Origin of the sequence: Chromobacterium haemolyticum, from assembly GCF_002081825.1 — a bacterium.
In the GTDB taxonomy this organism is placed as follows: Bacteria; Pseudomonadota; Gammaproteobacteria; order Burkholderiales; family Chromobacteriaceae; genus Chromobacterium; species Chromobacterium fluminis.
In genome coordinates this window covers 1-12477 of the sequence record NZ_MUKU01000060.1, presented here as the reverse complement: position 1 = coordinate 12477, position 12477 = coordinate 1, and the positions used below count along the sequence as shown (strand labels likewise).

At 62.9% G+C, this 12477-nt stretch carries 14 protein-coding genes; 13 read left to right on the top strand and 1 reads right to left on the bottom strand.

Annotated elements, in window-relative coordinates:
* Nucleotides 1–362 precede the first annotated feature (362 nt).
* Complete coding sequence (gene flgA, locus B0T39_RS24115; protein ID WP_176219651.1) at nt 363–1037, bottom strand: flagellar basal body P-ring formation chaperone FlgA; 675 nt, start codon at nt 1035–1037, stop codon at nt 363–365.
* Between the two features lie 177 nt (nt 1038–1214).
* On the opposite strand from flgA, the gene flgB reads away from it, so the two are divergent.
* The 13 genes from flgB (at nt 1215) to B0T39_RS24050 (ending at nt 12189) form a co-directional block, all read left to right on the top strand.
* Nucleotides 1215–1574 carry a flagellar basal body rod protein FlgB gene (gene flgB, locus B0T39_RS24110; protein ID WP_081551223.1) on the top strand — a complete coding sequence of 120 codons (360 nt, stop codon included), beginning with the start codon at nt 1215–1217 and terminating at the stop codon, nt 1572–1574.
* Nucleotides 1575–1577: 3 nt separating this feature from the next.
* The gene (flgC, locus tag B0T39_RS24105; RefSeq protein ID WP_019102950.1) at nt 1578–2003 is read left to right on the top strand and encodes a flagellar basal body rod protein FlgC; all 426 of its coding nucleotides are present in this window, start codon (nt 1578–1580) and stop codon (nt 2001–2003) included.
* Entirely contained in the window at nt 2000–2683 is a 684-nt protein-coding gene (locus B0T39_RS24100) for a flagellar hook capping FlgD N-terminal domain-containing protein (protein WP_081551222.1), read from the top strand. Before flgC ends, B0T39_RS24100 begins: the two co-directional genes overlap by 4 nt.
* A 38-nt stretch (nt 2684–2721) precedes the next feature.
* Entirely contained in the window at nt 2722–3900 is a 1179-nt protein-coding gene (locus tag B0T39_RS24095; protein ID WP_081551221.1) for a flagellar hook protein FlgE, read from the top strand.
* A gap of 16 nt (nt 3901–3916) precedes the next feature.
* A complete protein-coding gene (locus tag B0T39_RS24090) occupies nt 3917–4648 on the top strand; it encodes a flagellar basal body rod protein FlgF (protein ID WP_081551220.1) in 732 nt (243 codons plus the stop codon).
* Nucleotides 4649–4712: 64 nt separating this feature from the next.
* Nucleotides 4713–5501: a flagellar basal-body rod protein FlgG gene (gene flgG, locus B0T39_RS24085; RefSeq protein WP_081551219.1), complete on the top strand. Its 789-nt coding sequence runs from the start codon at nt 4713–4715 to the stop codon at nt 5499–5501.
* Nucleotides 5498–6148 (top strand): flagellar basal body L-ring protein FlgH, encoded by a 651-nt coding sequence (gene flgH, locus B0T39_RS24080; protein WP_081551217.1) that lies wholly within the window; start codon nt 5498–5500, stop codon nt 6146–6148. The genes flgG and flgH overlap by 4 nt, the downstream gene beginning before the upstream one ends.
* Nucleotides 6149–6268: 120 nt before the next feature.
* Complete coding sequence (locus B0T39_RS24075) at nt 6269–7369, top strand: flagellar basal body P-ring protein FlgI (protein ID WP_141111390.1); 1101 nt, start codon at nt 6269–6271, stop codon at nt 7367–7369.
* On the top strand, nt 7369–7815 hold the full coding sequence (locus B0T39_RS24070; RefSeq protein ID WP_081551213.1) for a hypothetical protein: 447 nt from the start codon (nt 7369–7371) through the stop codon (nt 7813–7815). Before B0T39_RS24075 ends, B0T39_RS24070 begins: the two co-directional genes overlap by 1 nt.
* A gap of 8 nt (nt 7816–7823) precedes the next feature.
* Complete coding sequence (gene flgK / locus B0T39_RS24065; RefSeq protein WP_043594408.1) at nt 7824–9191, top strand: flagellar hook-associated protein FlgK; 1368 nt, start codon at nt 7824–7826, stop codon at nt 9189–9191.
* Nucleotides 9192–9201: 10 nt separating this feature from the next.
* On the top strand, nt 9202–10110 hold the full coding sequence (flgL, locus tag B0T39_RS24060) for a flagellar hook-associated protein FlgL (RefSeq protein ID WP_043594410.1): 909 nt from the start codon (nt 9202–9204) through the stop codon (nt 10108–10110).
* Nucleotides 10111–10121: 11 nt separating this feature from the next.
* Nucleotides 10122–11159: a hypothetical protein gene (locus B0T39_RS24055; protein ID WP_081551225.1), complete on the top strand. Its 1038-nt coding sequence runs from the start codon at nt 10122–10124 to the stop codon at nt 11157–11159.
* Nucleotides 11160–11283: 124 nt separating this feature from the next.
* Nucleotides 11284–12189: an ion channel gene (locus B0T39_RS24050; protein WP_081551211.1), complete on the top strand. Its 906-nt coding sequence runs from the start codon at nt 11284–11286 to the stop codon at nt 12187–12189.
* Nucleotides 12190–12477: the final 288 nt, after the last annotated feature.

Here is a 12477-nt window from a genome sequence, read left to right as displayed (position 1 = left end):
ATTGAATGTGTTGTGCTTTGCCAGTCTGGCATCAGCAGGTACGTTACCCGCCCAATTGGCGCGCTTACTGGAGCAGTCGAGGCTGTTTGTGCTGCCACCACGCAGACCAGGCCGACATTGCCCGCGAGTCGTGAAGAACAGGGCACACAAATATCCAACGAAAAATGCCAGTCAGCGTTAACTGACTGGCATTACCCACAACGGGGGCTTTTCATTTGCTTAGAGCCTGTTCAAAGTCTCGCGAGCTAGGGCGAGACAAGGCGAAACGGCTGAGAAAGCGGAATGTACATACGGTACATGAGCATTTCGAAGATGGTTTCAACGCCGTATCGCGCGACGCGCAGCAGACCTTGAACAAGTTCTTAGTCCACCGGGTTGACCTCGCCCGGCAGGCTGGCGCGGGCGCGTATCACCTTGCCGGTGGCGCTGTTGCGCACGCGGATGATCTCGCCTTGGCGGCCGTTGCCCAGCGCCTCGCCGGCGGCGACCACCTCGATGCCGCTGTTGCGCGCCACGATGCGCACCTCCTCGCCGCGCTTGACCAGCAGGCTGGCTTCCAGCGCCTTGAGCCGCAGCGGCTGGCCTTGGCGCAGTGCGGTGCGGTTGCTCAGGCCTTCCAGCTTGGTCTTGGCGCCCACCATGTCGGCCGGGTCCAGCACTGGTCGTTCCTGCCATTCTATGTCCCCGGCGTCCAGCAGGCTGCGCGCCGGGATGTCGCGCGCCGCCACCGCTACGCGGGCGCTGATTTCGGCGCGGACGATGAATTCAGCGTCCCAGCCGGCGGCGTCGCAGCTTGCCTGCAAGCGCATGCGGCTGGGCGCGCGTTCATCCAGCGCGGCGACGCGCACCGGTTCGGGGCAGGGCGGGGCGTTGAAGCCGCGCGGCGGCAGCGCTTTGACGTTGACGCGGGCCGCTTCCAGGCCGACTTTTCCCAGTTTTTGCAGCAGCAACGCACGCGCGGTCTGTTCCACCGCGGCGGCGGCCGGGTAGGGGGTCGCCAGCGCCGGAACGCTGGTCAGAATGAGCAGCGCAGCCAATAGCGGCGCGGCTTGATGCCGAGGGGGTGTGAAAATTCCCATTAAAGATGACTTGGTAATTATCCCGTATACGCGAGAGGGTGCGGTTATTAGTATCGCTTTTCAATCGACCGGCCATTTAATGTGAATTAGATAGCCGATGTTTAAACATGGTAGAGAACCGCATGGGTCTAGGCAATGGGTTTGCACCTTGATAAAGCATTGAGCGTCCACCCTGCTGCCTTGCAGTTGAGGGCGGAGCGCACCCGTATTCTGGCTTCCAACATCGCCAACGAGAACACGCCCGGCTATCAGGCGCGAGACATCGACTTCAAAACAGCCTTGGCCGCTTCGGCGGACGACACGGCGTTTCCGCTGGATTCGCCGTCCGGCGAATTGCAATACCGGCTGCCCAACCACCCGGCGCGCGACGGCAACACTGTGGAGCTGGGCGTGGAGCAGGCCGAGTTCGCGCAGAACGTTTCCGAATTCCAGACCAGCCTCGCCTTCCTGAACATGAAGTTCCGCGGGCTGGCCAAAGTGATAGCAGGTCAGTAAGCCATGTCCTTTCGCGATATTTCCCGCATTGCTGGCTCCGCCATGACGGCGCAGACGGTGCGTCTCAACACCGTGGCCAGCAATCTGGCCAACGCCGACACCGCCGCCGGCAGCGAACAGGCGGCCTACCGCTCCCGCAAGCCGGTGTTCGCCACCCAATACCGGGGCGGCGACGGCTTCGACGGCTGGCGCGGCGCCAGCGTGGGCGTGTTGGACGTGGTGCAGAACCAGGAGCCGGTGCGCAAGGCGCACGAGCCGGGCAACCCGCTGGCCGACGCCGACGGCAATGTTTTCTATTCCAATGTGAACGCGGTGGAGGAGATGACCGACATGCTGTCGGCCTCGCGCGCGTTCCAGACCAATGTGGAAGTGCTGGCACGGGTCAAGGGCATGCAGCAGGACCTGCTGAAACTGGGAGACAACGCATGAGCGTGAACGCCGCGCAAAACGGGCAGCAGAGCCCGTCCGCCGCCTCCAACGGCGCCAATCCGGCGGTGGCCCCGGCCGCCGGACAAAACCCCGGCATGGACGATATGTTCATGAAGCTGCTGCTGGCTCAGATTCAGAACCAGAACCCGCTGGACCCCACCGACGCTTCGCAGTTCGTCAGCCAACTGGCGCAGATGAGCCAGATGAAGAGCTCCGCCGATATGCTCAAGCAATTGCAGGGCAACGCGCTGATGCTGCGCGAGCTGCAGGGCGTATCGCTGGGCTCGCAAGTGGGGCGCCAGGTGCTGGTGCAGGCCGATCAGGCGCACCTGAGCGGCAAGGACGCCTTGTCCGGCCGCGTGACCCTGTCCGGCGAAGAGCAGCAGGTGTCGCTGGTGCTGACCGACGCCGGCGGCAAGGAGACCGTGATTGAGCTGGGCAAGCGCCCGGCCGGCGAGTTCGATTTCAACGTGGACCCGAGCAAACACGGCCTGGTGGAAGGCGATTACAAGCTGGAAGTGCGCACCGCGTCCAAATCCAAGGCCGGGCTGGAAATGCAGGCCACCGTATCCGGCGTGCGCCTGCCCATCAACGGCGGCGAGCCTACGCTGACGCTGGCCGGCCTGGGCGAATTCCCCGCTTCCGCCATTACCCGCCTGCTGGGCAAGACCCAGGCCTGAAGCGCCGATTCAAAATACCTACGAACTTTGGAGCGACCATGAGTTTCGACATTGCTTTGTCCGGCATCAACGCCGTCAACAACCAACTGGGCAATATCAGTAACAACATCGCCAACACCGGCACCTACGGCTTCAAGTCCAGCCGCACCAGTTTTTCCGCGGCCTACGCCGGCGCGCAGCCGATGGGGGTGGAAGTGGTCGGCCACAGTCAGAACATGGCGCGCAACGGCAATACCGTGCGCACCGGTCGTCCGCTGGACGCCGCCATCGACGGCCGCGGCTTCTTCGTCAGCCGCGATCTAAACGGCGGCATGGCCTATTCGCGCGTCGGCATCTTCAATGCGGACAAGGACGGCTACCTGGTGGACGGCTTCAACCGCCGCGTGCAAGGCTATGGCAAGGCGGACGGCAATGCGCTGGGCGCCTTCGGCGACATCAAGATCCCCAACGGCAACATCCCGGCCAAGGCCAGCGACAAGCTGCAATACGTCGGCAATATGTCGGCGGGTTGGAGTGTGCAGACCGTGCCGTTCGACAAGGCGCAGAACACCTTCAACAGTTCGGCGGTGTCCACCGTTTACGATTCCCTGGGCAATAAGCTCAACCTGACCCAGTACTTCTGCAAGACCGGTCCCAGCACCGTCACCGTTCACTACACGCTGGACGGCGTCGACCTGCCCACTACCGCCACCCTGAATTTCGACACCGACGGCAAGTTGACCAGCCCCACCGCGCCGGTGGCGCTGAACCTGGGCACTCCTGCCGGCGCGTCCCCGCTGGCGGTGAAACTGGATTACACCGGCACCACTCAGTTCGCCGGCGAAAGCAGCCAGACCCTGAACGCCAGCAACGGCTACGCGTCCGGCTCGATGACCGGCACCAGCCTGAACGACAACGGCGACGTGGTGGCGGCTTACAGCAACGGCCAAAAGCAGGTGGTGGGCACCTTGGCCATCGCCAACTTCCCTAACGAATCCGCGCTGCAAGCCACCTCGCAGACCAGCTGGGTGGAAACCGCCGGCTCCGGCACCGCGGTGTACTCGCGCCCGGGCGCGGGCCTGTCCGGCAATCTGCTGGCCTTCACCCTGGAACAGTCCAATGTGGACATGACCTCCGAACTGGTGGACCTGATGACCGCGCAGCGTAATTACCAGGCCAACACCAAGGTGATTTCCACCGAGAACCAGACCATCCAGGCGCTGATGCAGGCGGTCTAAGGCGGGGCAAGGATAAATGGACGCACTGATCTACACCGCGATGAGCGGCGCTGACCGCATGCTCAAGGCGCAGCAGATTCACGCCAACAACATTGCCAACGCCGAAACCGGCGGCTTTCGCGCCGACATCGGCGTCAGCACCAGTCAGACCGTGCCCGGCTACGGCTACGACGCCCGTCACCTGAGCCAGAACGGCGCCAACGCGGTGGACGTGCGCAGCGGCGCGGTGGTGGAAACCGGCCGCGACCTGGACGTGGCGGTGAAGGGCGAGGGCTTTTTCGCGGTGCAGGGGCCGGACGGCAACGAGGCCTATACCCGGGCCGGCGCCATGGTGGCGGACGTGGACGGCAAGCTGAGCGTCAACGGCCATCCGGTGCTGGGCGACGGCGGCCAGATCACCTTGCCGCCGGACTACGTCAAGCTGCACATCGGCAGCGACGGCGTGATCTCGGTGCTGGCCGCCGGCGAAAGCGAAATGCAGCCGATAGACAAGCTCAAGCTGGTCAAGCCGCTGCCGCAGGACATCGCCAAGGACGCCAACGGCCTGGTGATCAGCCGTCAGGGCGGGGTGCTGGCCGCCGACGACACCGTCAAGGTGCAGGGCGAGCATCTGGAGCGCAGCAATGTGTCGGCGGTGGAGGAAATGGTGGCCACCATGACGCTGAACCGCAACTTTGAAATGCAGATGCGCTTGTTCAACTCCGCCAGCGACATGGTGGAGGCGGGCAACCGCCTGGTGCGCGCTTGATCCGGCCTTCCAATAACAGCGCCGCGGCCAAGGCCGACGGCGCAAACCATCGGGGAATCGAAACATGAATCCAGCAATGTGGGTGAGCAAGACCGGCATACAGGCGCAGGACGCGCGCCTGACCGCCATCGCCAACAACCTCGCCAACGTCAACACCGTCGGCTTCAAGCGCGACCGCATGGTGTTCGAAGACCTGTTCTACCAAGTGGACCGCCAACCGGGTGGCAAGACCGACCAGGACAACACCGCGCCCTTGGGCGTGCAGCTGGGCAACGGCACCCGCTTGGTGGGCACCCAGAAAGTGTTCACCTCGGGCACGCTGACCACGACCAATCAGTCCTTGGATCTGGCCATTGTCGGCCAGGGCTTTTTGCAAGTGAAAATGAGCAACGGCGAAACCGGCTACACCCGTGCCGGCCAGCTGCAGCGCAACGACCAGGGCGCCATCGTCACCCCGCAGGGCCTGCCGCTGGAACCGTCGATCACCATCCCGGGCGACGCGTCCTCGGTGACCATCAGCGAAACCGGCACCGTCAGCTATACCCGCGGCAGCGGCAGCACGCTGGAAACCGCGGGTCAGATTGAACTGGCCAGCTTCGTCAACCCGGCCGGCCTGCTGGCGCTGGGCGACAATCTGTTCCAGAAAACCGCCGCCAGCGGCGATGCCACCACCGACGCGCCGGGCTCCGGCTCCTTGGGCAAGCTCAAGCAGGGCGCGCTGGAGGGCTCCAACGTCCAGGTGGTGGAAGAGATGGTGGACATGATCGCCGCGCAGCGCACCTATGAGATGAACACCAAGGTGTTGAGCGCCGCCGACAATATGATGCAGTACCTGGCGCAGTCGGCCCGATGAAGCTGATGGCCCTGATGCTGTCGGCGCTGCTGCTGGCCGGCTGCGCGCAGCCGATTCCGCCGCAGACCACGCAGGAATTCGCCTTGCCGGAATTGCTGCAGCAGCCGCAGCGCGGCAAGGGCGGCGGCGTGTTCACCGTCGCCGGCGCGCAATCGCTGACTTCGGACAGCCGCGCCTTCCGCCCCGGCGACGTGCTAACCGTGGTGCTGGAAGAAACCACTCAGGCCAGCAAGAAGGCCGGCACCAGTTTCGGCAAGAAATCCGGCGCCAATATCGCGCCGTCCCTGCTGGGCAACACCACCTTCCGCGCGCAAGTGGGCGTGGACGCGGGACGGGACTTCAATGGCTCGTCCACCTCCACCCAGCAGAATATGCTGTCCGGCGCGCTGACCGTAGTCGTGCACAAAGTGTTGGGCAACGGCTTGCTGGAAGTGAAGGGCGAAAAACAGCTGGTGCTGAACCAGGGCGAGGAATTCCTGCGTCTGGCCGGTTATGTGCGGGTGGAGGACATCGACACCGACAACCGCGTGTCCTCGCTGCGTATCGCCAACGCCCGCATCGGCTATTCCGGCCGCGGGGCCTTGTCGGACGCCAACGAACCCGGCTGGCTGATGAAGTTCTTCGCCAGCCCGCTGATGCCGTTCTGAGCGGCGGGGCGGCGAGGAGTCCGGACGGGACAACAGGCGGGCGCTGATAGGTGTCCGCCGTTCGCGTATGCGGCTCATTGGGGCGAGCATGCGCAATCACAGAATCATTCAGGGCGGATCATGCACGGTTTTATCAAGCAAATGACGGGATGGGCGCTGCTGCTGGCGGCGGCGCTGGCGACGGCGCAGCCCTTGCGCAATCTGGTGACGGTGGAGGGCATCCGCGAAAACCAGTTGATCGGCTACGGCATCGTGGTGGGCCTGGACGGCACCGGCGACAACTCCCAGGTCAAATTTTCCGGCCAATCCGTGGCCAATATGCTTAAGCAGTTCGGCCTGAAAATGCCGGAGCGCACCGACACCAAAGTCAAGAACGTGGCGGCGGTGATGGTGAGCGCCAGCCTGCCGCCGGGCTATGGGCGCGGCCAAACCATAGACGTGACCGTGTCCTCGCTGGGCGACGCGAAGAGTCTGCGCGGCGGCACCTTGCTGCTGACCCAGCTGAAGGCGGCCAACGGCGAAATCTACGCCTTGGCTCAGGGCAATGTGGTGGTGGGCGGCGTGTCCGCCCAGGGCAAGAGCGGTTCCAGCGTCACCGTCAACACGCCCACCTCCGGCCGCGTGCCCAACGGCGCGTCCATCGAACGTGAAATCCCCAGCGATTTCGAAGAGGGCGACAGCGTGCGGCTTAGCTTGCGCCGGCCCAATTTCGAAACCGCCACCAATATCGTCAAGGCCATCAACGCCAGCTTCGGTCGCGTGGCCAGTACCCGCAACGCCACCACCATCCAGGTGCGCGCGCCGCTGGATCCCACCGAGCGCGTCGCCTTCGTCGCGCGCTTGGAAAAGGTCAATGTCGGCGTGGGCAGCGAAGTGCCGCGCGTGGTGTTCAACTCGCGTACCGGCACCGTGGTGATCAGCCAGGGAGTCACCGTGCGCCCGGCGGCGGTGTCGCACGGCAGCTTGCGGGTGGTGATCTCGGAAAACCCCAGCGTCAGCCAACCCGGCCCGTTCAGCAACGGCCAGACCACTACCGTGCCCAATTCCACCGTCAACGTGGACCAGGGCTCCGGTCGCATGTTCAAGTGGCCTGCTGGCGCCAGCCTGCGCGCCATCATCGACACCGTGAACAGCACCGGCGCCACGCCGGACGACATCATGGCGATACTGCAAGCGCTGGATCAGGCCGGCGCGATCGACGGCGAACTGGTGGTGATCTGATGGAAAGCAAAAACATACAAGCCGCGCTGGCGATGCCGGCCGACGCCAAGGACGAGCCGGCGGTGCAGCCGGCCTCGCCGGAATACCGCCGCAAGGCCGGCGCCGCGGCAGAGCAGTTCGAGGCCCAATTTGTCCGCGAGATGTTCAAGCAGATCCGCAAAACCACGCGCGAGATCGCCGGCGAAGACAGCATCTTCGCCAATTCCATCAACGGCGACATGATGGATTTCGCCGACGGCGCGGTGGCGGACCAACTGGCCAAGCAGCGGGTGTTCGGCGTGGCCAACGCCATCCTGCGCCAGCTGCTGCCGGAAGAGGGTGGCAATATTCACCTTAAGAACGGCGGCGGGTCGGTCGCATGCGATAAACAGACCCCCGGCCCGCTGCCGGACGCGCAGGGCCTGGCCGCTTTCGCGCCGCCGCTGCTGCCGCTGAATAAAAGGTAAGAACCGCCATGCGCATGATAGACAACGCGCTGACCGGCGCCGTCGCCTCCCAGGCCGCGCTGAACGCCGTCAGCCAGAACATCGCCAACCAGATGACCCCGGGCTACTCGCGTCAGGGCGTGGTCTTGACCGCGCTGATGCCCGGCAGCGGCGACCCATACAGCGCCGGCTCCGGCGTGGTGGTCAACGCGGTGCGCCGCTTCAACGACGATTTCAAGAACCTGCAACTTTGGCAGGCGGCCTCCAATCAGGGCGAGCTGGTGGCGCAGAATCCTTACTTCGGCCAGTTGGAGCAAGTGATGGGCCGTGACGGCAGCAGCCTGTCCGCCGGCTTTGATCAGTTTTTTCAGGCGCTCAGCGCCGCCAGCCTGTCAGGCGACGCGATGCGCGACCCGGTGATCCGGAGCGCCGAAGCCTTGGCTCAGCGTTTCAACAATCTGGATAAAGTGTTCGGCTCGCAACTGGCCGCCATCGCCGAGCAACGCTCCGCCACGGTCACGCAGATCAACAGTTCAACGTCCAATATCGCCGATCTCAACGCCAAGATCGCGGCCGGCAAGGCCGTCGGCACCAATACCTCCGGCTTGGAGGATGAGCGCGACCGTCAGATCGATGCGTTGTCCACCCTGGTGGAAGTGCGGGTGGTGTCGCAGCCGGACGGCAGCAAAAACGTCAGCCTGAAGAGCGGCCTGCCGCTGGTGGCGGACACCCAGGCGGCCACGTTGAGCAATACCAGCCAGCCGGACGGCAGCCAAGTGCTGACGCTGAACTTCGCCAAGGACAAATACACCCTGGCCGGCGACGGCCTCGGCGGCCAGCTGGGCGGCCTGAATCAATACGAACTGCAGACGGTGCGCCCGATGCGCGCCCAGGTGAAAACCCTGGCCAGCGAAGTGGCTCAGCGCATCAACGACCAGTTGGCGCTGGGCTACGACAGCAACGGCCAACCGGGTAAGCCGCTGTTCGTCTACGACGCTTCCGGCGTCAACGGCATTTTGAAAACCAGCGGCATCACCTCCGCCGAATTAGGCTTCTCCGGCGATCCGGCCAAGCCCGGCGACAATAGCAACCTGCTGGCGGTGATCGGACTGCAACAGCAAAAGATCACCATGCCCGGCGTCGGCGCCGTCACCATTGGCGACGCTTACTCGCAAATGGTGGGCAAGTTGGCGGTTAGCAGCAAACAGAACAAATCCGGTCTGGAAAGCGCCAAGGTGATCCGCGCCGAAGCGGAAAAGAGTTGGCACAATACTAGCGGCGTCAATCGCGATGAAGAGGCGATGAACCTGCTGGAGTTCCAGAAAATGTACCAGGCCAATATGAAGGTGATCAGCGTGGCGAACCAGCTGTTCGAAAGCACCTTGTCCATCTTGTAAGGAAGACAGCATGCGCGTTTCCAGCAATCAATACCTGTCCACCATGCAATTGGCGATGCAGACCAGCAACTCCGCGCTGGCCGAGTTGCTGCAGCGCATGTCCAGCGGCGATCGGCTGCTGGCCCCGTCGGACGACCCCATCGCCAGCGTGCGCCTGTTGCGCTTGCAGCGCGAAGAAGCCGCGCTGGACCAGTACCAGCAAAACATCGGCGCGCTCAGCTCCGCGCTGTCCAAGAACGAATCCATCCTGGATAGCATCAGCCTGGACATCCGCGACGCCAAGGACCTGCTGACCGCGGCCGCCAACAACCCGCCGGAGGACGATCTCAAGGCGATGGCGACGCCGCTGCGCAGCCTGCGCGAAAGTCTGTTCTACTCGGCCAATACCAAGGATGCCGAAGGCCGCTACATGTTCTCCGGCTCCAAGCCGGCTGTGGCGGCCCTCGCTTACGACGAGACTAAGCCGGCGGGCAGCCGCTACAGCTTTACCGGCAACACGGATAAGCAGCAAGTGGTGGTGGGCGACGGCATTACCCAAGCCTCTAACGTCACCCTGGAAAACATGGCGGACATCCTCAATCAGCTGGACAAAACCATAAGCCGGCTGGAAGACCCCGCGCTGGACAATAAGGATCCGACCGTCGCCGCTGACATCCGCAGCGCGATGAACGCCAGCGACAAGGCGCTGGAAGGCATCTCCAGCAAGATCGCCCAACTGGGCGGCACGCAGAACATCATGAAAACGCTGGCGCTCAATCACGATAACGTCAGCCTGTCCAATAAACAGACCATGACCAAGTTGGGCAGCCTGGATTACGCCGACGCTTTCATTCAAATGAACGGCTACACCATGGCGCTGCAAGCCAGCCAAAAAGCCTATGGCCGCGTCAGCCAGTTGTCTTTGTTTGACGTGATTTGATCGAGAGCGGCATGAACACCCCGATTTCCTCCGTCAACGTCAAACAAAGCGGTAAACGCTGGGGCAAGGACGCCGGCGCGGTCGCCGCCGCCAGCGTGATTGAGCGCGCGCCCGCGCCGCAGGCGCAACCGGCTGCGCAAGTGCGCGGCGCGCCGGCCTCGGGCTGGCGCTATAGCGCTCAACTCAACGAGCAACTGACCTCGGCTCAGCAAGCGCTGTCTTTTGTCGATGGTCTGATTGCTCAGTTGGAAGGCGTTAAATCCGGACTCAGCCACGAACTGACTCAGCGCCAGTTGAATCAGGGCGATTTGCAGCGCCAGTTGGAGCAATTCAACGAACAGTGGCGCAAGCGCCAGACCGTTAGCGGCGGCAGCCTGGATGGACAGTTGCGTTTCCATCTGGCCGCCGACGCGCGCCAGAGCTTCACTGTTAAAGGTTTGGATCTGGCGGCCTTGTCCGGCGGCCAAGCGGAAACCCTGGTGTTCTCCACCGGGGAATCCGGCGCAGCGCCGGCGTCGGTGCAAGTGGGTGGGGCGTCCGGCGAAGAAGATATCCTGCGTCGCTTCAATCGCGGTCTCGCCGCCAGCGGCGTGCGCGCTGAAATGAATGAAGACGGGCAGCTGGCGTTCAGCGTGCCGGAATCGCAATGGGGGGCGCTCAGCGAGCGGATGACCGTGCGCGGCGGGGGCATTCGTTTTCCCGGTGGCATTCCGCAGCGGCTTAAGCTGCAGCCCGAGGCCGAGGCTTTTCAGCCAGAGCGCTGGAAGGTAAACGATCACGCCCAAGTGCGCCTGGCTTTACAGAGCGTGGTGCGCTCCATCGGCCAACTGCAGCAAACCCGCGTGGCGATCAATAGCGCGATCGCGGAGGCGCAGCACTCCATCGAGCAGTTGTCGCATATGAATGAACAGAGCTGGGCCAGTCAGTTCGTGTCCGATTTCAACGCGCGTCTGAATCAGCCGGACGGCTATCGCAACTTCTATGAGTTGGTGCCGGCCCTGATCGGCGTCAGCCGCTACCGGGTGGTGTCCCTGTTGTCGCTGAGCTAGAAACGGTTCCAGCGGCCAACATTGGAATGACCTCCAGGGCGTCGATAGCCTTCGGCTTTATTGACGCCAGTCCGAGATCTTCACACAATCAGCCATTCCCACCTCAAGGACGGGCTGGCCATTCATGACTTCCCCCGGTAACAAGCCGGCTCGGCGCGTAGAAGTAGGGGGCCGCAGCGTCTATCTTCACAGCGTGCCCCGCCACTCGCTGCAAGACCTCTACCATTTCTGCATGACCATTAGCTGGCCGCGCTTCTATCTTTTCATCGCCGCCGCTTTCATCGCGCTGAATCTCTTGTTCGCCGGGCTCTACCAGGCGCAGGCCGGCGGCATCGCTAATCAATATCCGCCGGGTTTCCTTGGCGCCTTCTTCTTCAGTGTCGAAACTCTAGCCACCGTCGGCTACGGCGATATGCATCCGCAAAGCCTGTACGCCCACTGGGTCTCTATGCTGGAAATCTTCATCGGCATGATGAGCATCGCGCTGATCACCGGCGTCACCTTCGCCCGTTTTTCGCGGCCCAGGGCGCGCATCGTGTTTACCCATAGCCCGGTGGTGCGAATCCTGAATGGCGAACCGGCCCTGATGCTGCGCGCCGCCAACGCCAGAAACAATGTGATCATCGACGCCAGTGCCCGGCTGCGGCTGCTGCAGGATGAAGTCAGCGTCGAGGGTGTGAGCTTCCGCAAACTGCACGACCTAGCGCTGGTGCGTGAACAGCATCCGATGTTCGTATTGGGCTGGACTCTGGTGCACAAGCTTGACGAGGCTAGCCCCTTATATGGGAGAGACGCCGAGTCGTTGGCGGCTGCGCGCGCGCAGCTGATTCTGTCCATCAACGGGATCGACGAAACCACCGTGCAACCAATGGTGGCGCGTCATACCTTTTCGCATCAGGACATCCGCTGGAACCATGCTTTCGCCGACCTGATCTATACCGATGCCGAAGAAAACGACCATGTCGACTACCAGAAACTGCAGGAAGTGAGGCCGCTGCCGCCGGATTCCAGCCGGTCTGGCGTAGGCTGAGCGCTTGCAGTTATTGGCAGTGTTATTGAGATTCAATGGCTTAGCCGAAAGCGGTGGTTTTTTGTGTCGAAAGGTGTTGACGGGTTTAGGGGGGTGACGTATAGTTCGCCTCCTCAGCAGACAACGCAGCGGCGGAAACGAAACGCAGCGATCTGCACCGATCTTTAACAAAACGAATAACCGATAGGTGTAAGTGCTCGGTCGATGACCAAACACTTGCACTGCAAGACGAGAGATGTCTTGATGTTTCTTTGATCTTGCGTGCCAGAAAATTTGCTTGGAATTGAA